We start from the raw sequence: 23406 nt of genomic DNA, 5'->3' as shown, positions 1-23406 counted from the left end.
TGTAAGCAGTAGCGCAGTCAAAACTATACAAAAACAGCAAGGGAGACAGGATGCACAAGCAAGAACAGAACCGGCCATGCCAGGCGCGCCCCACGGCGCTGGCACTGGCGTGCCGCATGGCGCTGGCCACCATGGCGCTGGCCGCGGCCCATGCGGCGCAGGCGGACAGCTTTACGCTCGATAACGGCGTGGAGGGCCGTTGGTCGCTCAACGCCAGCATGGGCGCCAGCTGGCGCGCCACGGACCGCGATCCCAATCTCGTCTCGGGCGCCAACGGCGGCACGCCCGGCGTGGGCAACGGCCATGACGACGGCAACCTGAACTTCAACAAGGGCACGGCCTATTCCAGCGGGCCCAAGGCCACGGGCGAGTTGCAGCTCAAGCGCGAGAACCTGGGTGTGTTTGTGCGGGCCACTGCCTGGTACGACTACACGCTGAGCGAGAAGGGCGTGGCGCACGGCAGTTTCAACAACGGCTACGTGCCCGGCGCGAAGTTGAGCGACCAGGGCTTCTATGCCAATACGGGCTTTTCCGGCGCGGCGCTGGCTGACGCTTATGTGTTCGGCGAATTCGACCTGGCCGGCAAGCCGCTCAACGTCAAGCTGGGCAACCAGGTGGTGAACTGGGGCGAGAGCGCCTTCATCCCCGGCATCAACGCCATGGGCGCATTCGACCTGACCGCGGCCCACCGTCCGGGCGCCCAGGTCAAGGAAATCCTGCGGCCGCTGCCCCAGCTGACGGCCAACCTCGGGCTGGGAGACGGCGTCTCGATTGAGGCGTTCTACCAGCTCAAATGGGAACATACCCTGTTCGACGGCTGCGGCACCTACTGGTCGCTGGTCGATTCGCTCAACTGTCCCGGCGGCGCCGTGGTGTTCGGCGACGCGATCGGCAACGACCAGAAACAGTACAACGGCGTGCCGGCGCTGGGCGCCATGCCGCCGGCCCTGCTCAACGCCGCTGGTGCCGCCGCACTGGCCAAGGTGCCGTTCAACTTCCGCCTGGGCCGGGCGCCGGACCCGACACCGAAGAACAGCGGGCAGTTCGGCCTGTCGTCCCATGTATTCGCCGATGCGCTCGGCACGGACTTCGGCTTCTACTTCGCCAACTACCATGCGCGCACGCCCACCTTGTCGGCCGCCCACACGCCGTCTCCGGCGCCATCGCTGTATTCGGGCCAGTATGCCGCGCCGTTGACGGCCTTGTCCAAGGTGTTGGCCGGCCTGGGCCAGGCGGCAGCGGCCAGGCAGATCGGCACGCTGGGCGCCTTCCCCGGCGTGGAGCTGGCGTGGGACTACAGCGCCACCAACATCCAGTCACTGGCCGTGTCGGCGGCGACGGAGCTGGGCGGCGTCTCCGTGTTCGGCGAGGCTAGCCACACCCACGGCGTGCCGGTGCAGATCAATGCGCCCGACCTGGTGGTGGGCAGCGTGTTGGGCATCGGGCCACAGGGCGCGCTGGCGCGCTGGGTGCGCGATCCGTCCATCGCGCAAGGTTCCATCACCCACGGCTATGACTTGAAGAACAAGGACCAGATCCAGGTGTCGGCCTTGAAGCTGTTCGGCCCCACGCTGGGCGCCAGCAGTGCCAGTTTGCTCGGTGAAGTGGGCTTCCAGCACTGGAGCGGCATCGGCGATCCGGCCACTTCCACCCGTTATGGCCGCGGCTTCCTGTACGGCTTTGGCCCCACGGCGGCGCTGGGCGGCACCTGCGCGGGCCTGAACGGCTACGCGCCGTACTGCGAGAACCAGGGCTACGTCACCACCAGCGCCTGGGGCTACCGCCTGCAGGGCGAGTTGACCTTCAGCGACGTGTATGCGGGCATCAACCTCAAGCCCAAGCTGTTCTGGTCGCACGATGTGAAGGGCTATTCGGGCGACGGCACCTTCGTCCAGGACCGCCAGGCACTGGGCAGCACGCTGCGCGCCGACTACAACAACCGCTACTACGCGGAGCTCAGCTACACGCGCTACAACAAGAACGCCAAATATGACGTGCTGCACGACCGGGATAACTTTTCCTTCGTCGTCGGCATCAACTTCTAAGCAGGGGATGGAGACAGCATGAAAGTCATCAGCAAACTGGTACTGGCCAGCGCCGTCGCGCTGGCAACGAACGCCTGGGCCGGCATGTCCGCGGCGGACGTGGAGCGGCTGGGCAAGGACCTGACTCCCATGGGTTCGGAGAAGGCGGGCAGCAAGGACGGCGTCATTCCTGCCTGGGACGGCGGCCTGGTGAAGCCGCCGGCCGGCTTCGACGCCAAGGCCGGCTACCTCGATCCGTACGCCGGCGAGAAGCCGCTGTACACGATCACGGCCGCCAACATGGCCCAGTACAAGGACAAGCTGGCACCGGGCCAGCTGGAGATGCTCAAGCGCTTCCCCAGCTACAAGCTCAATGTCTATCCCAGCCACCGCACGGCCGGCTATCCGCAGGCCGTGTACGACAGCATCAAGGCCGAAGCGGGCAAGGCCGAACTGGCATCCGGCGGCAACGGCGTGGTCAACGTGGCCCGTTCCACGGTGCCGTTCCCGCAGCCAAAAAGCGGGGTGGAAGTGGTGTGGAACCACATCATGCGCTACCGGGGTGGCAGCGTGCAGCGCTACAGCGCCGAGTTTCCGGTGCAGGCCAGCGGCGCCTTCACGCCCGTGACCCGGACCGAGACGCTGGCCTTCGCCAACGCCATCGACAAGCCGGAGCCGAACCGCCTGCTGTACTACATGGGCACCATCACCGGCCCCACCAGCGTGGCCGGCGAGGCGTTGCTGGTGGTCGATCCCGTCGACCAGGTAAAGGAATCGCGCCTCGCGTGGATGTACAACCCCGGCCAGCGCCGCGTGCTGCGCGCGCCCGACGTGGCCTACGACACGCCCGGTTCCGGCTCCGACGGTCTGCGCACGACGGATGATTACGACGGCTTTAACGGCTCGCCCGACCGCTACGACTGGAAGCTGATCGGCAAGAAGGAGATGATCGTCTCCTACAACAACTTCAAGCTGACCAGCAAGAGCCTGAAGTACACCGACATTGTGCGTCCCGGTCACCTGAACCAGGACGTGGTGCGCTACGAGCCGCACCGCGTGTGGGTGGTGGAAGCGACGCTCAAGCCGGGCAAGCGCCACGTGTACGCCAAGCGCGTGTTCTACATCGACGAGGACAGCTGGCAGATCGCCCATGCCGACGCCTACGATGGCCGCGGCGAACTGTGGCGCGTGCACGAGATCGACGCGATCCAGTTCTACGACGCGCCCACGCCATGGTTCAGCGCCGAAGTGTTCTACGACCTGCAGGCGCGCCGTTACCTGGTGACGGGCTTGGGCAACCAGGAAAAGCCGGCCCGGTTCGGCGGCAGGATGAACGCGGGTAATTTCACGCCCGATACCCTGCGCCGCAGCAGCAACTAGCAGCAACTAACAGCAACTAACAGCAACTAACAGCAAGCGCCACCGCGCAAACGACACGCCAGGCGAGTCTCCTTACGCCCGCTCCCGCGCCAGTGGGATCCGGGCGTTTTTTTGCCCGGCGCCGCGGAACCGCAACACAGAAGGACTGAATCATGAAGCACTACCTGCGTAATATCTGGCGCGCCGCGCCGCTGGCTGCGTGCCTGGGCGCCGCCGGCCTGCCCATGCTGGCCGCGCCGGCGCTGGCCGATCCGCTGGCCACGCCGGCCCGCGGCTCCGCGCTCGCGTCCCGTGCGCTGATGCTGGCGCTGGCGCCGGCCGGCACGCGGCTGGTGGCGGCCGGCGAACGCGGCATCGTCATCGTTTCGGACGACGGCGGCACCACCTGGCGCCAGGCCAGGGTGCCGGTGGGCGTCACGCTCACCGCCATGCACTTTGCCGACGCCAGCCATGGCGTAGCCGTCGGTCATGACGGCGTGCTGCTGGCCACGCGCGACGGTGGCCTGAGCTGGGACAAGCGCCTGGACGGCAACCAGATCAACGAAATGATGCTGGCCGAGGCCGAGCAGGGCGCCGTGCGTGCGCACGCCGCACTCGCGGGCGCGCGCGACGCCAAGGCCGCCCGGCAGGCCGTCGAGCAGGCCGACAACGCGCTGCACGACATGCAGGATGCCGTCAAGTCGGGCCCATCGCGTCCGTTGCTGGCCGTGTGGTTCAGGAACCGCAGCCTGGGCTGGGCCGTGGGCTCCTACGGCCAGGCATTGCGCACGCGCGACGGCGGCGCCCACTGGGAGTCGATCGCCGGGCGCCTCCCCAATCCGGAAGGGCTGCATTACAACGCCATCGGCCATGGCGCCGACGGCGCGCTGTATCTGGCAGGCGAAGGCGGCAAAGTCTACCGCTCCGGCGACGACGGCGACAGCTGGCGCAGCGCCGACAGCGGCTACAAGGGCCAGCTGTATGGCGTGACCGAAACGGCACCCGGCGCGCTGCTGGCCTACGGCTTTGGCGGCCACGTGCTGCGCAGCGAGGACGCGGGCGCCAGCTGGCAGGAACTGCCGCGACTGGGCGACAAGAGCCTGATCGGCGCGGTCCACGATGCCGGCGGCGCGCTGTTGCTGGCCGCGCGCGACGGCACCATGTACCGCAGCGCGGACCAGGGCCGCAGCTTTGCCGCGCAGGCGCCGGCACGCGGCATGGAGCTCGCTGCCATGACGCTGCAGGGCCGTACGCTGGCGCTGGCCGGCATGGGCGGGGTCCACCTGTCCGTCTACACCAACCCGAAGTGAATACCATGAACCTGAACGACATGACACACCCGGCGGCCGACGATGCAGCCTGCGGCCACGAAAAGTTCGGCATGCTGGAACGGACGCTGGAACCGCGCCTGTTCGCATGGCGCCTGCCCATCCTGATCCTGTTCCTGCTGGCCACGCTGCTGTTCGGCTGGCAGGCGGCGCAGCTGAAACCGGACGCCAGTTTCCAGAAGATGGTGCCGGCTTCGCATCCCTTCATCGCCAACTACCTGAAGTACGAAGCGGAGCTGCGCCCGCTGGGCAATGTGGTGCGCATCGCCGTGGAGACGGAGGGCAAGGACATCTACAGCCGCGCGTACCTGGAGACGCTGCGCCGCATCACGGACGAAGTGTTCTACATTCCCGGCGTGGACCGGGGCAACCTGAAGTCGCTGTGGACGCCCAACGTGCTGTGGATGGAAGTGACGGAGGCCGGCATGGTGGGCGGCCAGATCATCCCCCAGGGCTTTGACGGCTCGCCGGCCAAGATCGACGAGGTGCGCGCCAACGTGGCCCGTTCCGGCCGCATCGGCAGCCTGGTGGCGGCCGACCAGCGCTCGGCCATCGTGCTGGTGCCGTTGCTGGAGAAGGACCCCGACACGGGCGCCAGGCTCGATTACGGCCAGCTGTCGCAACGGCTGGAAACGCTGGTGCGCGACAAGTACGGCAAGAACGGCGTGCGCGTGCATATCACGGGCTTTGCCAAGGTGGTGGGCGACCTGATCGCCGGCGCCCGCGCCATCGGGCTGTTCTTCGCCATCACTTTCGGGCTGACGGTGGCGCTGCTGCTGTGGTATTCGCGCTGCTGGCGCAGCACCCTGGCCACGGTGTTCTGCTGCAGCCTGGCCGTGCTGTGGCAGCTGGGCATCGTGCACCTGATCGGTTTCGGGCTCGATCCGTATTCGATCCTGGTGCCGTTCCTCACGTTCGCCATCGGCGTGTCGCACGCGGTCCAGAACATCAACACCATGGCCACCGCCCGCCTGTCCGGCGCCTCCAACATGGAGACGGCCAAGCTCACCTTCCGCCAGCTGTTCATTCCCGGCAGCGTAGCCCTGCTGTGCGATGCGGTGGGGTTTTCGACCCTGCTCGTGATCGACATCGGCGTGATCCGCGAACTGGCCATCTCGGCATCCATCGGCGTGGGCGTCATCATCCTGACCAAGATGTTCCTGCTGCCGATACTGATGTCCTATGTGGGCGTGTCAGACGCCTGCCTGCGCCACCAGGCCCGCAAGCAGGCCAGCAGGCACCGCCTGGCCCATGCGCTGGCCCGCTTCGCCGAGCCGCGCTTTGCCCGCATGGCCGTCGCGTTCGCGTTGCTGGTGCTGGGCGTGGCCTGGACCATGAGCCGCGACCTCAAGATCGGCGACCTCGATCCCGGCGCGCCGGAACTGCGCGCCGAGTCGCGCTACAACCGCGACAGCGCCTACATCAGCGGCCACTATGCCACCAGCGCCGACGTGTTCGTGGTGATGGTGAAGACGGCACCCGGCGAATGCGGCTCCTATCCCGTGGCCGACAAGGTGGACCGCTTCCAGTGGGAGATGGAGAACTTGCAGGGCGTGGAGTCCACCACCTCGCTGTTCAGCGGCATGAAGAAGATCATCGCCGGTTCCAACGGCGGCGACCTGCGCTGGCATGCGTTGTCGCGCAACCGTTTCGTCTCGAATGCGGCGCAGCGGGTGCTGCCGTCCGAACTGTATTCCAACGATTGCTCGATGGTGCCGGTGATGGTGTTCCTGGCCGACCACAAGGCCGAAACGCTGGCGCGCGTGGTGCAGGCGGCCCAGCAGTTCGCAGCCGCCAACGATGACCAGACGGCCCGGTTCACGCTGGCCGGCGGTAATGCCGGCATCGATGCGGCCACCAACATCGTCATCGCGCAGGCGCAGACGGAGATGCTGATCCTGGTGTACGCCATCGTCGCGCTGCTGGTCTGGTGGGAGTTCCGTTCCTGGCGGGTGGCGATCTGCATCATGCTGCCGCTGTATATCACGTCCGCCCTGTGCGAGGCCATCATGGCGCGGCTGGGACTGGGCGTAAAAGTGGCCACGCTGCCCGTGATCGCGCTGGGCATCGGCATCGGCGTGGATTACGGCATCTACATCTACAACCGCTTGCAGCATTTCCTCGACCGGGGGCTGGACCTGAAGGCGGCCTATTTCGAGACGCTCAAGGGCACCGGCGCCGCAGTGGCGCTGACCGGGGTGACGCTGGCACTGGGCGTGCTGACCTGGGTCTGGTCCGACATCAAGTTCCAGGCCGATATGGGGCTGCTGCTGACGTTCATGTTCCTGTGGAATATGGTGGGCGCCATCGTCATGATCCCCGCGCTGGCGGCGCTGATCGTGCGGTCGGGGGGCAAGATCAGACCCACAGCATGAGCGTATTGGCCGTGGCCTGCATGGCAGGCACGCAGCGGGCGATGGCTTCCTTGCGGCTGCCGTTGGAGGTGGCCATGGAGGTCGACAGGGCGCCCACCACGGTGCCGGCCCGGTTCTTGACGGGCACGGAGATGCCGCGCAAGCCCATTTCGTACTGGTTCTCCGTGGAGCCGAAGCCGTCTTCCCGGATGGCGACGATCTCGCGGAACAGCTGGTCCTTGTCCGTCACCGTCAGGTGCGTGTAGGCGATGGGTGTGATGCGGGCCAGGTAGGCCAGCAGCGCCTCGTCGGTCAGGGACGACAGCAGCACGCGCCCGGCGGTGGAGGTGTAGGCCGGCAGCCGCATGCCGGGATCGAAGCCGGCCAGCAGGATGCGCGGCGCGTTCACGCGGCTGACGTAGACCACGTCGTCGCCGTCGAGCACGGAATAGTTGGTCGATTCCTGCAGCTGGTTGGTCAGGCGCTGCAGGTAGGGTACGACGGCGCGCGGCAGGCGGGCCGAGTCCACGTAGGCGTGGCCCAGGCTGAGAACACTGGGCCGCAGCCAGAACGTGCGCCCATCCGTGGCCGCCAGGCCGATGTGGACCAGCGTGAGCAGGTAGCGCCGCGCCGCCGTGCGGCTCAGGTTGACCCGCTCGCCCAGTTCCGTCGGCGTGAGCCGCACCGACTCATGGTCGAAGGCCCGTATCACCTCGACGCCCTTGATCAGGCCCTCGATCTGGTCGCGCTTGTTGACGACCACGTCCAGCAAAGCCGGTTTTTTCATGCTGCATCCCCGAGGTCAACAAAATGGGGACGTACCCCATTTTTGGAAATGGGGTACGTCCCCATTTTTTTCGTCCCCATTTTTCCTTAATTTTCACATCCTCGAAATGGGGTACGTCCCCATTTTTTGGCTATTTGCGCGATAGGCGCGCAGTTGGCGCGATTGTCGCACGAATGGCGCGTTTTGCCTCTTTCATGTCGCGCTCCCGGTTTCTACAATCGGGCGGCGTCCGGCATCCCGGGCGCGCCACGGCAGCCCACGCCGGATTCCGAGGATTTCCCATGACACCCGCTTTCCATGCTGCGCCGCCAGCCGCCATTTCCAACGACGGAACGGCGGTGCCGGCATGAGCGCGGGCGGCCGCCTGCGGCCTTCGCTGGCCACCGTGCTGGTGCTGCTGCTGGCTTGCCAGCTGGTGGCGACCGATGTCTACCTGCCGGCCTTGCCCCAGATTGCCAGCCAGTTCGGCGGCCGCGCGGGCCCCGTCCAGTGGACGCTGACGGCCTTCATCCTCGCCTTCGGCCTGGCGCAACTGGCGATAGGCTGGCGCGCCGACCATATCGGCCGCCGCCCTTTGCTGCTGGGCGGACTGGGGCTGTATGTGGCTGCGGCCACGATGGGCGCGCTGGCCAACGGACTGGAGATGCTGGTCGCCAGCCGCGTCATCCTGGGCATGGCGGCCGCCGCTTGTGTGATCGCTGCGCGCGCCGTGATCCGCGACCGCTACGCCGGGCCGGCGGGCATGGGCATCATGGCGCGCACCATGACGGGCATGGGCCTGGTCGGCGTTTTGAGTCCGCTGGCCGGCGGCCTGGTGACACAGTGGCTGGGCTGGCACTGGACCATCGGGCTGGTGGCCGGATTCGGCGCGCTGGCCTGGCTGGCCGTCTACCGGGGCCTGGAGGAGACACGCGTCCACGCTGCCGATGCCGATGCGGCGGGCTACCGGGCCATCTTGCGCCATCCGCAGTTCCTGGCCTCGTCGCTGCTGGCGGGGATCAGTTTCAGCGGCGCGATGTGTTTCCTGCTGTTGTCGCCGTTCGTTTTCATCCGCGACTTCGGTATGTCGCGCGTGGCCTACGGCGCCGTGCCGGCCGCCTGTACGCTCGCTTTCCTGGTCGGCACGGTGATGTGCCGCCGCTGCCTGCGCCGTCATCCGGTGCCGCGCGTGGTGCGTATCGGCGCGCTGTTGTCGGTGGCCGGCGGCGCCGGCCAGTTCCTGCTGGCGCAGGCGGGCGTGCATACGCCATGGGCGCTGCTGGCGCCGCAGTGTGTGTTCATGCTGGGGCATGGCTTCCATCAGCCTTGCGGGCAGGGCGGGGCGGTGGAGCCGTTCGCCAACCAGGCCGGACGCGCCGCGGCGGCGTCGGGCTGCATCATCACGGCCATCGCCTTCGTGGTTGGCCAATTGGTGTCGCACAGCCAGTTGGGCGCTTCGGCCACGCTGGTGCTGGCCATGAGCTGCATCAGCACCGCGTTGGGCCTGCTGGCTTTCCTGGGCATGGAGCGCGCATACCGGCGCGCAGAAGCGCTTCAGGCATGAAGCCTTGCGGCTGACGGACGCCCTGTGCGCGATCAGCGCGCAATCTCCTTTGTTGGCGTAACGCCTCTGCGCCGGTTGGCCGCCACCGGGTGCCCTCTGTTGCAAAAACGCCGCACACCTCCTTTTCCTTTGCATGAACTTGAGCCGGAGCATAGGATTAAATGCGTTTTGCGCGCTAATCGCGCAGTGCGCGCGTTCAGCGCAAAAAGCGCCGTTTTGACCGCTATTTTTTGCCGCCAGAGATTTCTACACTGGCCTCATTCAACCGAGCGAGGACCATCATGACGGCGCAAGAACACAATCCGGAACCGCACAATCCACTGGGCATAGACGGCATCGAATTCGTCGAATATGCCAGCGCCCAGCCACTGGCCTTCGGCGCGCTGCTCGAGCAGCTGGGATTCGTGGCCACGGCACGCCACCGCTCGCGGGAAGTGACCCTGTACCGCCAGGGTTCGATGAACGTGATCGTCAACGCCGATCCGCGCGCCTTGCCGCAGTCCGGTACCGATCCCCAGTCCACCGTGATCAGCGCCATCGCCCTGCGGGTGCGCGACGCCGACGTGGCTTACCGCCACGCCATCGACATGGGCGCCTGGGCGATCCAGACCCGGGCCGGCGTGATGGAGCTGAACATCCCCGGCGTGCATGGCGCGGGCGATTCCATCCTCTACTTCGTCGACCGCTTCCGCGACTTTTCCATCTACGACGTCGATTTCAAGCCGATCCCGAACGCGCCGGCCAATCCGCCCGCGCTGGCCGGCATGCACTTCTTCGGTGTGGTGCAGGCCATAGGCGCCGGCCGCGCGCCGGAGTGGATCGACTTCTACCAGCAGCTGATGGACTTTCGCGTGCTGCCGGAAGGCCGCTATTTCGGCGTCGTGCCGAAAGGGACGCTGCTGGAAAGCCCCTGCCACCGCTTCTACCTGCAACTGGTCGAGCCGCCGGAAGGGGCGGGCGGCCTGCAGTGGGGCGAGCAGCTGATCCGCGTCGGCTTCGGCGTGCCGGACGTGCTGGCGGCCACCCGCGCCTTGCAGCAGCGCGGCATCGTCTTCATCGACCGTGCGCCGGCCCAGTCCAGCGAACGGGGCGCATTAACCCAACTGTACAAAGGCGGCGTCAGCTTCGAGCTGGTCGTGAGCCACCTGGAGAACCACCATGATTGAGATTTCCGGCACCACCCGCATTTTTCCCGTGATCGGCTGGCCGGTCGAGCAGGTCAAGGCGCCCGCGCTGTTCAACGCCTACTTCCAGCGCCATGGCGTCGACGCGCGCGTCGTGCCGCTCAAGGTGCCGCCCGAGTCGTACACGGCGGCCGTGCGCATGCTGATGTCCTTCCCCAATGTGGGCGGCATCTTCGTCTCCATCCCGCACAAGCCGATGAGCGTGAGCGCCGTCGAGCAGCCCAGCGCCCGCGCCGTGCTGGCCGGCGCCTGCAACGCCATCTACAAGGATGTGGATGGCAAGGTGCTGGGCGACCTGATCGACGGTGAAGGCTTCATCCGCGCCTTCGACCGTACCTGCGGCGAGCGTCCGCTGGACTGGCCCAAGGCGCGCGCGCTGGTGGTCGGCAGCGGCGGCGTCGGCTGCGCCATCGCTTATGCGCTGGCTGAACGCGGCATCGGCCAGGTGGCCATCTACGACACCCGTGCCGAGCATGCGACGGCCCTGCAGGCCCGCCTGCAGCAGGCTTTTCCTGGCACGGAGATCGTGATCGCGCCGCCGGCTGCCGCCGGTTTCGACGTGGTGGTCAATTCCACGCCGCTGGGCATGCAGGCGGACGATCCGCTGCCGATCGACCTCAATGGCGTGTCGCCCGACTGCATCGTGGCCGACTGCGGCATGAAGATCGAAATGAGCCGCCTGCTGCGCCAGGCGCAGGAGATCGGCTGCCGCATCCAGAAAGGCAAGGAAATGCTGATCGAGCAGGCGCCCCTGTACCTGGAACTGTTTGGCTGGCCCGGCGTGTCGTCGGACGCCTTCCGCGCGCTGGAGGCCTTATGAATCTCTCCAACTTCGGCATGGACAGCATCACGCTGGCCGGTCCGCTGGAAGCCAAACTGCGCGCCTCGCGGGCGGCCGGCTTCAGCCAGATCATGTTGTGGGCCAGGGACCTGGCCGGCCATCCGGGCGGGCTCGATGAGGCGGTGCGTCTGGTGCGCGCCAGCGGCGTGCGCGTGACGGGCATCCAGGTGATGCGCGACTACGAGGGGCTGGACGGCGCGCTGCACGAGTACAAGCTCGATATCGCCCGCCAGATGCTGCTGGTGTGCCAGGCCGTTGGCGCGCCGCTGCTGATGGTATGTTCCAGCACCTCCAGCCACGCTAGCGGTGCCATGCCGCTGATCGCCCGCCACCTGGCCAAGCTGGCCACGCTGGCCGTGCCGCTGGGGGTGCGGGTGGGTTACGAGGCGCTGTCCTGGGGCCGCCATGTGAACCAGTACGAGCAGTCGTGGGAAGCGGTGGAGATGGCGGACCATGCCAACCTGGGGGTGGTGATCGACTCCTTCCACATGCTGGCCAACCAGGCCAATCTGGACGGGCTGGAAGACATCCCCAGCGCCAAGATCGCGATGGTGCAGCTGTCGGACTTCATGTGGCGCGACATCCGCAGCGCCGAGGAACGGCTGGAGACGGCGCGGCACCTGCGCGTGTTCCCCGGCGAAGGGGCCCACTCGGGCGAGCTGACCGACCTGCTGCGCCGGCTGGACCGGGGCGGCTACCGGGGCGATTACAGCTTCGAGGTGTTCAACGACGACTACCTGCAGCTGGCGCCGGAGATTGTGGCGCAGCGTGCCCACCGGGCCGCAAAGTGGGTGACGGATCAGGTGCTGCGGCGTAGCCTGGACGTGCGCCGGCCCACGGCCGCCCATGCCGTCATGGCCTGAAGGGAAGTGACCATGGAACAGCGACGCAAGAAGGTGCTGGTGCTGAACGGCCCGAATCTGAATCTGCTGGGTCAGCGCGAGCCGGCCGTGTATGGCGCGGCCACGCTGGAAGACGTATCCCGCTTGTGCGCCCAGGCCTGCGAACGGCATGGGTTGATGCTGGACTTTCGCCAGTCCAACCACGAGGGTGTGCTGATCGACGCGCTACACGAGGCGGGCGCCGCCCAGGCACGGGGAGAGCTGGCCGGCGTGGTGTTCAACGCGGGCGCCTACACCCATACGTCAGTCGCGTTGCACGATGCCATCAAGGGCGCGGCGGTGCGGGTGATCGAGCTGCACATCTCGAACGTCCATGCCCGCGAACCGTTCCGCCACCACTCCTGGCTGTCGCCGGTGGCGGCGGGGGTGTTGGCCGGGTTCGGCGTACGCGGCTACGCGCTGGCCATCAGCGCCCTGGCGGAAGAAGCAGTTTAAGCAAACGAAGCCCCCTCACTTCGCGGCAGTCCTGGGGGGACACCCGCGGCGCACCGGCATCCCGGCGGCGCCGCGATATAACGATAACGATCTGGAGATAGCATGAACAAGCAAATACTGGCGCTGGCCTGCATGGCGGCGTGGTCGGCCGCAGGCGTGGCGCAGGCTGAATCGAACGTCACCATCTACGGTAACTTCGACGAATACCTGGGCTACATCCGCAGCAGCACCGGCGCCCACATCACGGGCCTGAACGACGGCGCCATCCTGCGCAGCCGGCTCGGCTTCCTCGGCGTCGAGGATATCGGCGGCGGCTACCAGGTGCGCTTCAACCTGGAACAGGGTCTCAATGCCGACACCGGAACGGGTGCCGACACCTCCCGCCTGTTCGATCGCCAGGCCTGGGTCGGCATCGCCGCGCCCCACGGCGAATACCGCATCGGCCGCCAGAATACGGAGCTGTTCCTGATCGGCGGCGCCATCGACTACACGAGCCGCACCACCTTCGGCTCCATCGTCAACACCTTCGGCGTCCCTTCGCGCTACGACAACGACCTGTCGTACCGCTCGCCGCGCCTGGCCGGGGTGCAGCTGGGCGTGCACTACGCGCTGCCGGAAAACGGCGCGTCCACCCGTGGCAACAGCGCCATCGTGCAGCTGTCGCTGGATTACCAGAACGGCCCTTACCGCGCCGGTTACGCGGGCCTCCAGGCCACGCCGAACGCCGTCACCGCCACCGTGCATGACAAGGTGGTCTATCACAACGTCTACGCCAACTACAAGTACAGCGCCGGCACCATCTACCTGGCCGCCGCCCGCAGCAACAACTCGACGGGCAGCGCCAACGGCCGCAACGCCGGCACCATCCTGAACAACGTCAGCAGTCCGAACAACTTCTTCCCGGGCACGGACGTCAACGCGGAACGCTACTACAACATCTACCAGGTGTCGGCCGACTACCGCATCGCACCCCAGTTGCGGGTGGGCGCGCTGTATGGCGTGATCCATGACATGTCGGGCGGCGACGCGGGCGCGCGCGGGGGCAACGTGGGCGCCTACTACGACCTGTCCAAGCGCACCGTGTTGTACGGCTTTGCCAGCGTGATGCAGAACGAGACCAACGCCGGCTTCCGCTTCAGCAGTTCGGCCGGACCGTCGGCCAACCTGGCCGGCGCCGACATCAACGGCAAGCGCCTGACCGGCCTGCAGGCCGGCATCTTACACAAGTTTTAACAACAGCCCAGGATGCGCGTTCCGGGACCCGGTTCCGGGGCGCACGCAAACGGGGTACATTCAAGTTCTTGGAGGAACACATGTCAATTGCAACTGCAACCACGGTCCGCAGCCAGGGGGCCGCCGGCGCCGCCGGCGAGCCCAAGCCACAACGTTCGCCGCGCAAGGCGGCCTTTGCCAGCTGGATCGGCAGCGCCGTCGAGTATTACGACTTCTTCATCTATGGCACGGCGGCAGCGCTGGTGTTCGGTAAGATCTTCTTCCCGGCCTTCGATCCGGCCACGGCCACCATCGCCGCCTTCGCCACCTTCGGCGTGGGCTACGTCACCCGTCCGATCGGCGCCGTCCTGCTGGGCCACGTGGGCGACAAGTACGGCCGCAAGAAGGTGCTCACTTTCACGCTGCTGCTGATGGGGATTTCGACCTTCATGGTAGGCGTGCTGCCGACCTATGGCCAGATCGGCATCGCCGCGCCCATCCTGCTGGTGGTGCTGCGCATGCTGCAGGGACTGTCGGCCGCCGGCGAACAGGCGGGCGCCAATTCGATGACGCTCGAGCACGCGCCGGCTCACCGCCGCGCCTTTTTCACCAGCTTCACTTTGAGCGGCACGCAGGCTGGCCTGATCCTGGCCACGCTGGTGTTCCTGCCCATCTCCGCGCTGCCGGAAGACCAGCTGCTGGCCTGGGGCTGGCGCATTCCCTTCTTCCTGAGCGCGGTGGTGGTGGCGGTCGGCATGTGGGTACGCCGCACGCTGCCCGAAACGCCGGCCTTCGCCGAGGAGGCGAGCCACAAGTCGGACCGCATGCCGGTGGCCCTGCTGTTCAAGGACCACAAGGCTAACCTGGTGCGCGTGATCTTTGCCGCGCTAGTGTCGGTGGTCAGCACCATCTTCAGCGTGTTCACGCTGTCGTATGCGGTCAATACCATGCACATTCCCCGTTCCACCATGCTGACGGTACTGGTGCTGGCGAACGTGGTGGCGCTGGGCGCGATCCCGATGTTCGCGGCGCTGGCGGACCGTATCGGCCGCAAGCCGGTGTTCATGTTCGGCGCGCTCGGTTCGGCCACGCTGATCTGGCCCTACATGTGGAGCATCGGCACCGCCAACGTGCCGCTGATCTTCGTCTTCGGCCTGCTGCTGTCAGGACTGGTGTACAGCGCGGCCAACGGTGTCTGGCCTTCGTTGTATGGCGAGATGTTCAATACCCGCGTGCGCTTGTCCGGCATGGCGATCGGCACCCAGATCGGTTTTGCGCTGGGCGGCTTCGCCCCGACCATCAGCGCCGCCATCTTGCAACCGGGTGCTGGAGGCTGGATGCCGGTGGCCGCGTTCGTGACGGCGACCGGCATCGTCTCCGCCATTTCGGTCGCCACGGCGCGCGAGACGTACAAGGTGCCGATGCACGAGCTGGGGGTGAGGGCGCAAGGGGTCAGGTCTGGCATTCGGACACGAACTCTTCCGTAGAAGTCGCGACGGCCAGGCCCGTGTCCAGTTGCCGGAACTGACCCCGAATTTCTGTTCAGTTCGTGCACGAATGTTGGCACTGCCCCCCGTTGTTCTCGTCTTTAAGTCATGATTGCAGCAAAAAGTGCGCCGGATGGGCTGTGGGATGCGGTATCTTTGTGGGCACACAAGATGCATGCATTGGTTCAAGTTTGAACTATATGACGACACAGGAGACCCAGATGACGCAGTACCAGGCAGAGCAAAGCTATTCCCGCGGCCAGACCGACAAGCCGCTGATCGAACAGACCATAGGCGATTATTTCGACGCCATCGTGGCGCGCCATCCGGACGCCGAGGCGCTGGTCAGCCTGCACCAGGGCCGGCGCTACACTTACCGCCAGTTGCAGGCCGAGGTGAACCGCCTGGCCAGCGCGCTGCTGGGGGCGGGGCTGGCGACGGGCGACCGGGTCGCCATCTGGTCGCACAACAACGCGGAATGGGTGCTGATGCAGCTGGCCACGGCCCGCCTGGGACTGATCCTGGTGAACATCAATCCGGCCTACCGCGTGGCGGAGCTGGAGTACGCGCTCAACAAGGTGGGCTGCAAGGCCCTGGTCAGCATGGCCCGCTTCAAGACCAGCGACTACCTGGCCATGATACGAGAACTGGCGCCGGAGCTGGCGACGGCGGCGCCGGGTGCGCTCCACTGCGCGCGCCTGCCGGGTTTGCGCACGGTGGTGTGGATAGACGAGCAGGGCGCCGGCGCGGAAGAGGCGGGCATGCTGCGTTTCTCGGCGCTGCTGGCGCGCGGACTGGCCGACGATGCGCGCGTGCGCGAAGCGGCGGCCGGCGTGCGGCCGGAGCAGGCCATCAACATCCAGTTCACCAGCGGCACGACGGGCTTCCCCAAGGGCGCCACGCTCACGCACCGCAATATCCTCAACAACGGCTTCTTCGTCGGCGAGGCCATGAAGCTGACCGACCGCGACCGCCTGTGCATTCCCGTGCCGCTGTACCACTGCTTCGGCATGGTGCTCGGTAACCTGGCCAGCCTGACCCATGGCGCCTGCATCGTCTACCCCAGCAGCGGCTTCGAACCGCTGGCCGTGCTGCAGGCCGTGCAGGACGAGCGCTGCACGGTGCTGCACGGCGTGCCCACCATGTTCATCGCGGAGCTGGACCATCCGCGCTTCGGCGAATTCGACCTGTCCACGCTGCGCACCGGCATCATGGCTGGCTCGCCGTGCCCGGTGGAGGTGATGAAGCGCGTGGTGGGCGACATGCACATGTCGGAGGTGACGATCGCCTACGGCATGACGGAGACCAGCCCAGTGAGCTGCCAGAGCGGCACCGATACGCCGCTGGCGATGCGCGTGTCCACGGTGGGCACGGTGCGCGACCACCTGGAAGTGCAGATCGTCGATCCGGAGACGGGCGCCGTCACGGCGCGCAACCAGCCGGGCGAACTGTGCACGCGCGGCTACTCGGTGATGCAGGGCTACTGGGGCGACGAGGTGCAGACCCGTGAGGCCATCGACGCGGACGGCTGGATGCACACGGGCGACCTGGCCACCATGAACGAGGAAGGCTACGTCAACATCGTGGGCCGCATCAAGGACATGGTGATACGGGGCGGCGAGAACATCTACCCGCGCGAGATCGAGGAATTCCTGTACCGCCATCCGGCCGTGCAGGACGTGCAGGTGGTGGGCGTGCCGGATGCCAAATACGGCGAGGAGCTGTGCGCCTGGATCGTCGTCAAGCCCGGCCAGAGCCTGACGGAAGAGGGCGTGCGCAAGTTCTGCGAAGGCCAGATCGCCTACCACAAGGTGCCGCGCCACATCCGCTTCGTCGAGGAATTCCCGATGACGATCACGGGCAAGATCCAGAAGTTCAAGATCCGCGACCTGATGAAGCAGGAGCTGGGCCTGCAGGAAGCGAAGACCGCCTGACCCGGGCAGGCGTGGTGCGGGGCGCCGTTCAGCACGAACGGCGCCCCGGCAGGCGTCAGCGGGGTGCTTGCGCCAGTGCCGCGCCGCCGTTGGACGAGCCTTTTGGCCGCAGGCGGTAACCGATGGCCAGCGCGACCAGCCACACGGGGATCAGGTAGACGGACAGCCGCAGGTCGGGCGTCAGGAACATGACCACCAGGATGCCGGCCAGGAAGGCCAGGCACAGGTAATTGGTGAGCGGGTAGCCCAGGCTACGGAAGGCCGTGCTCTGGCCCGTCTGGCGTTTCTGCGCGCGGAAGCGCAGGTGGATCCAGCTGATCATGCCCCAGTTGATGATAAGGGCCGACACCACAAGCCCCATCAGCACTTCGAACGCCTTGCCCGGCATGAAGTAGTTGACCAGCACGCACACGCCCGTGGCCACGGCCGATACGCCCAGCGCGGCCAGCGGCACGCCGCGGGCATTCACCTTGAGCAGCGCGCGCGGCGCATTCCCCTGCTTGGCCAGGCCGTACAGCATGCGGGTGTTGCAGTACACGCCGCTGTTGTAGACCGACAGCGCGGCCGTCAGCACCACGGCGTTGAGGGCGTTGGCCACCAGGTTGCTGTTCAACGCGTGGAAGATCAGCACGAACGGGCTGCCGCCGCTGACCACTTTCTGCCACGGGTAGAGCGACAGCAGGATGCCCAGCGCGCCGATGTAGAAGATCAGGATGCGGTAGATGGCCTGGTTGGTGGCCTTGGGGATGGTGACGGACGGGTTGTCCGCCTCGGCGGCCGTAATGCCCACCAGCTCCAGTCCGCCGAACGAGAACATGATGACGGCCATGGCCATCACCAGGCCGCTCACGCCGTTGGGGAAGAAGCCGCCGTGCTGCCACAGGTTGGCCACGCTGGCCTCGGGACCGGCGCCGCCCGACAGCAGCAGCCAGCCGCCGTAGCCTATCATGCCGACGATGGCGGCCACCTTGATGATGGCGAACCAGAATTCCATCTCGCCGAACGCCTTCACGTTGCTCAGGCTGATGGAATTGATGATGAGGAAGAAGGCCAGCGCCGACATCCACGTCGGGATGCCCGGCCACCAGTACTGCACATAAATCCCCACGGCCGACAGTTCGGCCATGCTCACGAGCACATACAGCACCCAGTAGTTCCAGCCCGACATGAAGCCGGCCTGGTGGCCGCAGTATTTATCGGCGAAATAGCTGAAGGAACCGGCCACGGGTTCGTCCACCACCATTTCGCCCAGCTGGCGCATGATGAGGAAGGCGATGAAGCCGGCCACGCCGTAGCCCAGCAGCACGGACGGGCCGGCCATCTGGATGGTTTGCGCAATGCCGAGGAACAGCCCGGTTCCTATCGCCCCGCCCAGCGCGATCAGCTGGATGTGGCGGCTTTTCAATCCGCGTCTCAGTTCGTTGTTCTCACCTGACATCTTATCTCCTGGTGTCGTTCCGGGGCCGGGGGCTGGCGGGTTGCCGGCCGGGCCGCAAAACGCGTCGATTCTCGCACAGCCAGCCATTGCCCGCAAAGCAAGAAGTGCGCGCCGGCCCGCAGGCCGCATGCGGGTATGGCCTGGGCTGTCGTTTACGAGCAACTGTGGCGTGCCAGCAGGCTGGCCGCGGCCGTGCCACGTTGTTGTTAATTGGCACACCATATTGTTGACCACCTTGATAAAAAGGCAGACTATTGCAATAAAGATAATCTCGGAATCCCTCTCCCCAAAAAGAATCATTCCTTGGAAGGTCTTCTATCATGCGACTAGTGAATAAGCTTGCCAGCCCCTCCACGCTGCTGAGACCGGTAATGATGTCTCCCATGGCGGGATCAGTCGATTTGCGCAGTACGACCGCGTTGGCGCGCCGTCCTGTTACAACGATTGCGGAAGGCCGGGTGCTTGCCGAGAGCGTGACGCCGGTTCCGCTTGGCAAAGCGCTGATACGGACCGCTTACGACCCGTTCAGTATATTCATGAAGAAGAATGACAATTATCGGTCGAGTATACGTCTGGCCCAGGAGTCCATACCTTCCCATCCGAATATCACGTTTTTCTGGGTCGGCGCAACCCTGTGGGCGGCGGGAGTCGATGCGACGAAGCCTGAAGTGGTATATCAGACCGTCAAGTTTGGTGCGCTGATACTGGGTGTGACACCGGAACAACTGGGTGATATTGCCTGCGTCAAGAATCTGAATCACGAATCGGATGATCCGCAGGAAAATATGCAACTGCATGGCGCAGTGATCGATTCGCTGACGGAAGTCAGAAAGTGTTTCAATCCTGAATTATTTTCCAGTCTGGAGATAACGAGTAACGCGAAAAACCCCAAATTCACGCGTGCCAACTTGTTGTCTGTACTCGAAAGCAGGGGCCTTAGCTGTGAAGTGGTTGCGGAGAACTTGCCGGTGGTGAGCGTGAACAATGCCGGAGACCGGGATTTCAGTCACCTTTCCAGTACCGTCCGCGTCGATCTCGATGCGGCCGCCCCCGTCGCGGCAACGGCCAGCTCCAGTTCCAGTTCCAGTTCCAGTTCCAGCTCCAGTCCCGGCCGCTGACGAGCTTGCGCCCTATGCCTGTCCGGTTGCGGCTGCGCCAATTCACATTGGAAGATGTGGGCTGCCTCACAGAACTTTGTCGCGATACCCAGGTCGCGCAATGCGTCACGGCGACCGCAGGGCCGTGCGCGCCGGAGCAGGTCCGACGCTATATTCTGTCGGCGATGCATGATGTCGCGCTTGGTCGCGACCATGTTTTTGCGGTCGAGCGCCTCGATGACGGGCGCTTGATGGGGGAAGTCCGGCTGGCGATGGGCGATTCGACGCTCAGTTATTGGCTGGGAGCGCAATTTCGCGGTCGCCGCTATATGGCGGAGGCCGTCGGTAGCCTGCAGGATTATGCTCAGGAAGAACTAAAAATGCCGATGTTAATTGCGGATGTGGTCAGAGAAAACCTCGCGTCGCGGCGTGTCCTGGAGCGCGCGGGGTTTCGTTTTCAGTTCATTCACAGGGATGAGCTGCAACCGGTATCGAGGCATGTGACCCTGCTTCGCTATCGGCATGTCTTTGATTGCCCCCCCGCAACCGGCCATGCGCCGGCCGGGCAGGACATGGGATAGCGCCCGTCAGAACTCCGCGTGCAGGCGCACGGCGTACAGGTGGACGGGGCCGCGGCTGCGGTTGTAGGCCGGGTTGCTGGCCTGCTGCAGGTCGAACGCGATGCTGAGCTGCTTGCCCAGCCGCGCCGCATAGTAAGCCTCGACGATCTTTTCCGCCCCGTACTGCAGGCCACCGTCGCCGATCAGGATGCCGATGCCGCCTTGCGCGAAGTAGGCGCGGGCGTCGCCGGACAGGCCGTTGGCCACGCCCGCCAGTCCCACCGTGTCGTCCGGCCGGCCCCAGGCCGTGCCCTTGACGGCCACGCCGGCCGACAGCGAACGGTTGATCTCCGTGAACTCATACGCTTCCTTGGCGCCGTCGTTGGCGCTGGCGCGGGCGAACAGGCCCACGTCGGCCGTCAGTTCCTGTTCCAGGTTGACGGCCAGGCCGGTGCGCCACGCCATGCGGCGCACGCCGGCCACGTCCGGCACGGCGCCGCCGGCCTGGCGCACGGCGTCGTCGTAGCGGGCCATGCTGGCGTGGTTGGCAAAGCCCAGCAGCTTGACCTTGCCGCCATGGCCGTCCCACTGGTAGCGTTGCTCCAGTTCGGCCACCAGCATGTACTGGTTGAACCTGGGGCGGATGATCTTGCCGTTCGGCTCGGCCGATAGCTGGAACACGCCGGCGCGCGCCGTGCGGCTGCCCTGGTTCCATTCCAGCGCCGCGCCGTAGGTGAAGCCCCAGGCGTCGGCCGCGTAGTCGAAGGCGCCGGCGTCGATCAGCGACCAGTTCAGGAAGTCACCCCGTGGATCGTGGGCGTAGCTGTTGGTGTCGAAGATATCGGTGACGGAAAATTTACCGGCCGTGAGCGTCACATTGTCCTGGGCGCTGGTACCGGCCAGCTGGTTGGGGCCCGCTTCCACCGCTTTCTGCGGGCCGCCCAGCGCGAAGCTGTGGCGCAGGAAGGCGCGCGGCAGGCGCAGGTAGGGCGTGTTGGCGCCCACCTTGTACGCTTCGCCGCTGGGGAAGCCGGCCATGCCGACCGTGTTGCTCAGGCCGAAGCCCTGGTCGATCTCGGGATTGAGCCATAGCTCCGTGCCCGTGGGCAGGCGCACGCCCGCATAGACGGTGATGTCGCTGGTCTCTTCCATGCGGCCGGCCGCGTCCAGGCTGTTCTGGCCCTGGTAGGGCGAGTCGAACCGGTTGTGCTTCTGGGTGACGTTGGTGAACTGGCCGTGGACGGCCCACGTTTCCGGCGCGGCGGCCGTGTCGGCGGCGCTCTGGGCGTGGGCATTGGCCAGCGGGAGCAGGCAGAGCGGGGCGGCCAGCAGGTGGCGGGCAGTGTTTTTCTTCATGCGATAGTGCCTGGTGTCGGGAGATCAGGAAAGGTCCAGGGTGAGGAACATGGCCACCACGGCCACGGCCATGGCGCCCGTGGCCAGCCAGCCCAGCCACTTGAGCTTGCGGGTGACGATGAAGCGGCCCATGACCTTGCTGTTGGCCGCCATCACCATCATCACGGCCATGATGGGCACCGAGATCACGCCATTGATGACGGCGCTCCAGTACAGTGCCTTGATCGGGTCGATGGGGGTGAAGCCCAGCGCCACGCCCACCAGGGTGGAGACGGCGATGATGCCGTAGAAACCCTTGGCGTCGAACAGCTTGTGTTCCAGTCCCTTTTTCCACTCGAAGGCGCCGGCGATGGCGTAGGCGGCCGAACCGGCCAGCACGGGCACGGCCAGCAGGCCGGTGCCGATGATGCCGGCCGCGAACAGCAGGAAGGCGAACTCGCCGGCGATGGGGCGCAGTGCCGTGGCCGCCTCGGCCGAGGTCTGGATGGTCGTGATGCCCTGCAGGTGCAGCGTGACAGCCGTGGTCAGGATGATGAAGAAGGCGACCAGGTTGGAAAAGCCCATGCCCAGGTAGGTGTCGATCTTGATGCGGCGGAAGCTGGGGCGGGCCTGTTCCGGCGCCTCGAGCAGGGGACGGCGGATGGGGTCGGCTTCCATTTCCTCCACTTCCTGCGACGCCTGCCAGAAGAACAGGTAGGGGCTGATGGTGGTGCCGAACACGGCCACGATGGTGGTGATGGTGGCGGCGCTCCACTCGAGCTTGGGCGCGACCAGCGCCAGCGCCACCTCGGGCCACGAAATATGGACGGCGAACACCACGCCCACGTAGGCCAGCAGGGCCAGCGTAAGCCACTTGAGCACGCGCACATAGCGCGAGTAGGGCACGATAATCTGCAGCACCAGCGACACGATGCCGAAGCAGGCCGCGTACAGGCGCGAGGAACCGCCGGCCAGCAGGCCCAGCGCCTCGCCCATGGCCGACACGTCGGCCGCGATGTTGATGGTGTTGGCCACCAGCAGCAGGCTGACGATCAGGTACAGCATCCAGCGGGGGAAATGGGTGCGGATATTGCCGGCCAGGCCCATGCCGGTGACACGGCCGATGCGCGCGCTCACCACCTGGATACCCACCATCAGCGGATAGGTGAAGAACATGGTCCACAGCAGGTTGGGACCGAACTGGGCGCCGGCCTGGGAATAGGTGGCGATGCCGCTGGGATCGTCGTCGGCGGCGCCCGTGATCAGGCCGGGGCCGAGTTTTTTCAGCCAGCTGCGCAGGCGCGGCGTGGACGATGGGGACGGCAGCGGGGCGCCGGTGTTGCTGGTGCTTTGGTTCTTCATAAAAATCTCGCTACAAGGGAGCGCGCACGGCGCATCCGGTCGTGATACGGCGCCGCCGGGAACGGACGGCACGACGATATAAACTTGTGGCGTAGTGTGACTGACGGTGCATTCTGCCCGGGCCGCATGACCACGCGATGACGGCGTGCGTCTACGCGGTGGGGCAAGGAGAATGGTACATCGGAAGGCGGGCCGGGGGCCGGCCTGGAGATACCGTCATCCGC

At 66.1% G+C, this 23406-nt stretch carries 18 protein-coding genes; 14 read left to right on the top strand and 4 right to left on the bottom strand.

The window, feature by feature from the left end:
* Window positions 1-50 precede the first annotated feature (50 nt).
* From AC3WOS_RS17255 to AC3WOS_RS17240, 4 genes are all read left to right on the top strand, one after another.
* Window positions 51-2045 carry a DUF1302 domain-containing protein gene (locus AC3WOS_RS17255; protein WP_492717255.1) on the top strand — a complete coding sequence of 665 codons (1995 nt, stop codon included), beginning with the start codon at window positions 51-53 and terminating at the stop codon, window positions 2043-2045.
* Between the two features lie 18 nt (window positions 2046-2063).
* Entirely contained in the window at window positions 2064-3404 is a 1341-nt protein-coding gene (locus AC3WOS_RS17250; RefSeq protein WP_492717254.1) for a DUF1329 domain-containing protein, read from the top strand.
* Between the two features lie 152 nt (window positions 3405-3556).
* Complete coding sequence (locus tag AC3WOS_RS17245) at window positions 3557-4693, top strand: WD40/YVTN/BNR-like repeat-containing protein (RefSeq protein ID WP_492717253.1); 1137 nt, start codon at window positions 3557-3559, stop codon at window positions 4691-4693.
* A 5-nt stretch (window positions 4694-4698) separates the two neighbouring features.
* Window positions 4699-7086 (top strand): efflux RND transporter permease subunit, encoded by a 2388-nt coding sequence (locus AC3WOS_RS17240; protein WP_492717252.1) that lies wholly within the window; start codon window positions 4699-4701, stop codon window positions 7084-7086.
* On the opposite strand, the gene AC3WOS_RS17235 is transcribed toward AC3WOS_RS17240, so the two are convergent.
* The gene (locus tag AC3WOS_RS17235) at window positions 7070-7852 is read right to left on the bottom strand and encodes an IclR family transcriptional regulator domain-containing protein (RefSeq protein ID WP_492717251.1); all 783 of its coding nucleotides are present in this window, start codon (window positions 7850-7852) and stop codon (window positions 7070-7072) included. The two genes, AC3WOS_RS17240 and AC3WOS_RS17235, sit on opposite strands and share 17 nt — an antisense overlap.
* 346 nt (window positions 7853-8198) lie before the next feature.
* Here AC3WOS_RS17235 and AC3WOS_RS17230 point away from each other — a divergent pair, with 346 nt between their 5' ends.
* The 8 genes from AC3WOS_RS17230 (at window position 8199) to AC3WOS_RS17195 (ending at window position 17390) form a co-directional block, all read left to right on the top strand.
* Window positions 8199-9395, top strand: a complete 1197-nt coding sequence (locus AC3WOS_RS17230; RefSeq protein WP_492717250.1) for a Bcr/CflA family efflux MFS transporter — start codon at window positions 8199-8201, stop codon at window positions 9393-9395.
* Window positions 9396-9676: 281 nt separating this feature from the next.
* Window positions 9677-10561, top strand: a complete 885-nt coding sequence (locus tag AC3WOS_RS17225) for a 4-hydroxyphenylpyruvate dioxygenase (RefSeq protein WP_492717249.1) — start codon at window positions 9677-9679, stop codon at window positions 10559-10561.
* Window positions 10554-11399 (top strand): shikimate dehydrogenase family protein, encoded by an 846-nt coding sequence (locus tag AC3WOS_RS17220; protein WP_492717248.1) that lies wholly within the window; start codon window positions 10554-10556, stop codon window positions 11397-11399. The genes AC3WOS_RS17225 and AC3WOS_RS17220 overlap by 8 nt, the downstream gene beginning before the upstream one ends.
* Window positions 11396-12283 carry a sugar phosphate isomerase/epimerase family protein gene (locus tag AC3WOS_RS17215; protein ID WP_492717247.1) on the top strand — a complete coding sequence of 296 codons (888 nt, stop codon included), beginning with the start codon at window positions 11396-11398 and terminating at the stop codon, window positions 12281-12283. Before AC3WOS_RS17220 ends, AC3WOS_RS17215 begins: the two co-directional genes overlap by 4 nt.
* A gap of 12 nt (window positions 12284-12295) precedes the next feature.
* Window positions 12296-12757, top strand: coding sequence for a type II 3-dehydroquinate dehydratase (gene aroQ, locus AC3WOS_RS17210; protein ID WP_492717246.1), 462 nt, complete (start codon window positions 12296-12298; stop codon window positions 12755-12757).
* Between the two features lie 102 nt (window positions 12758-12859).
* On the top strand, window positions 12860-13990 hold the full coding sequence (locus tag AC3WOS_RS17205) for a porin (RefSeq protein ID WP_492717245.1): 1131 nt from the start codon (window positions 12860-12862) through the stop codon (window positions 13988-13990).
* Window positions 13991-14070: 80 nt separating this feature from the next.
* The gene (locus tag AC3WOS_RS17200; protein ID WP_492717244.1) at window positions 14071-15456 is read left to right on the top strand and encodes an MFS transporter; all 1386 of its coding nucleotides are present in this window, start codon (window positions 14071-14073) and stop codon (window positions 15454-15456) included.
* 221 nt (window positions 15457-15677) lie between these two features.
* The gene (locus AC3WOS_RS17195; RefSeq protein WP_492717243.1) at window positions 15678-17390 is read left to right on the top strand and encodes an AMP-binding protein; all 1713 of its coding nucleotides are present in this window, start codon (window positions 15678-15680) and stop codon (window positions 17388-17390) included.
* Window positions 17391-17445: 55 nt separating this feature from the next.
* Here AC3WOS_RS17195 and AC3WOS_RS17190 read toward each other — a convergent pair whose 3' ends face one another.
* A complete protein-coding gene (locus AC3WOS_RS17190) occupies window positions 17446-18828 on the bottom strand; it encodes an amino acid permease (protein ID WP_492717242.1) in 1383 nt (460 codons plus the stop codon).
* 371 nt (window positions 18829-19199) lie between these two features.
* On the opposite strand from AC3WOS_RS17190, the gene AC3WOS_RS17185 reads away from it, so the two are divergent.
* Together AC3WOS_RS17185 and AC3WOS_RS17180 are read left to right on the top strand one after the other, a co-directional pair.
* A complete protein-coding gene (locus tag AC3WOS_RS17185) occupies window positions 19200-19946 on the top strand; it encodes a hypothetical protein (protein ID WP_492717241.1) in 747 nt (248 codons plus the stop codon).
* A gap of 14 nt (window positions 19947-19960) precedes the next feature.
* Window positions 19961-20506, top strand: coding sequence for a GNAT family N-acetyltransferase (locus AC3WOS_RS17180; protein WP_492717240.1), 546 nt, complete (start codon window positions 19961-19963; stop codon window positions 20504-20506).
* A 6-nt stretch (window positions 20507-20512) separates the two neighbouring features.
* Here the strand turns inward: AC3WOS_RS17180 and AC3WOS_RS17175 are convergent, their stop codons facing one another.
* The gene (locus tag AC3WOS_RS17175; protein WP_492717239.1) at window positions 20513-21841 is read right to left on the bottom strand and encodes a carbohydrate porin; all 1329 of its coding nucleotides are present in this window, start codon (window positions 21839-21841) and stop codon (window positions 20513-20515) included.
* Between the two features lie 24 nt (window positions 21842-21865).
* Window positions 21866-23182: an NRAMP family divalent metal transporter gene (locus tag AC3WOS_RS17170; RefSeq protein WP_492717238.1), complete on the bottom strand. Its 1317-nt coding sequence runs from the start codon at window positions 23180-23182 to the stop codon at window positions 21866-21868.
* Between the last annotated feature and the right edge of the window lie 224 nt (window positions 23183-23406).

It is taken from the genome of Rugamonas sp. FW305-51, from assembly GCF_058786935.1.
The sequence above is the reverse complement of the archived record's forward strand: the minus strand, read 5'-3'. Positions and strand labels throughout refer to the sequence as shown.

Coding starts and splice junctions, on each gene's coding strand:
- AC3WOS_RS17255 (WP_492717255.1), top strand. CDS start 51: ATGCACAAGCAAGAACAGAACCGGCCATGCCAGGCGCGCCCCACGGCG.
- AC3WOS_RS17250 (WP_492717254.1), top strand. CDS start 2,064: ATGAAAGTCATCAGCAAACTGGTACTGGCCAGCGCCGTCGCGCTGGCA.
- AC3WOS_RS17245 (WP_492717253.1), top strand. CDS start 3,557: ATGAAGCACTACCTGCGTAATATCTGGCGCGCCGCGCCGCTGGCTGCG.
- AC3WOS_RS17240 (WP_492717252.1), top strand. CDS start 4,699: ATGAACCTGAACGACATGACACACCCGGCGGCCGACGATGCAGCCTGC.
- AC3WOS_RS17235 (WP_492717251.1), bottom strand. CDS start 7,852: ATGAAAAAACCGGCTTTGCTGGACGTGGTCGTCAACAAGCGCGACCAG.
- AC3WOS_RS17230 (WP_492717250.1), top strand. CDS start 8,199: ATGAGCGCGGGCGGCCGCCTGCGGCCTTCGCTGGCCACCGTGCTGGTG.
- AC3WOS_RS17225 (WP_492717249.1), top strand. CDS start 9,677: ATGACGGCGCAAGAACACAATCCGGAACCGCACAATCCACTGGGCATA.
- AC3WOS_RS17220 (WP_492717248.1), top strand. CDS start 10,554: ATGATTGAGATTTCCGGCACCACCCGCATTTTTCCCGTGATCGGCTGG.
- AC3WOS_RS17215 (WP_492717247.1), top strand. CDS start 11,396: ATGAATCTCTCCAACTTCGGCATGGACAGCATCACGCTGGCCGGTCCG.
- aroQ (WP_492717246.1), top strand. CDS start 12,296: ATGGAACAGCGACGCAAGAAGGTGCTGGTGCTGAACGGCCCGAATCTG.
- AC3WOS_RS17205 (WP_492717245.1), top strand. CDS start 12,860: ATGAACAAGCAAATACTGGCGCTGGCCTGCATGGCGGCGTGGTCGGCC.
- AC3WOS_RS17200 (WP_492717244.1), top strand. CDS start 14,071: ATGTCAATTGCAACTGCAACCACGGTCCGCAGCCAGGGGGCCGCCGGC.
- AC3WOS_RS17195 (WP_492717243.1), top strand. CDS start 15,678: ATGACGCAGTACCAGGCAGAGCAAAGCTATTCCCGCGGCCAGACCGAC.
- AC3WOS_RS17190 (WP_492717242.1), bottom strand. CDS start 18,828: ATGTCAGGTGAGAACAACGAACTGAGACGCGGATTGAAAAGCCGCCAC.
- AC3WOS_RS17185 (WP_492717241.1), top strand. CDS start 19,200: ATGATGTCTCCCATGGCGGGATCAGTCGATTTGCGCAGTACGACCGCG.
- AC3WOS_RS17180 (WP_492717240.1), top strand. CDS start 19,961: ATGCCTGTCCGGTTGCGGCTGCGCCAATTCACATTGGAAGATGTGGGC.
- AC3WOS_RS17175 (WP_492717239.1), bottom strand. CDS start 21,841: ATGAAGAAAAACACTGCCCGCCACCTGCTGGCCGCCCCGCTCTGCCTG.
- AC3WOS_RS17170 (WP_492717238.1), bottom strand. CDS start 23,182: ATGAAGAACCAAAGCACCAGCAACACCGGCGCCCCGCTGCCGTCCCCA.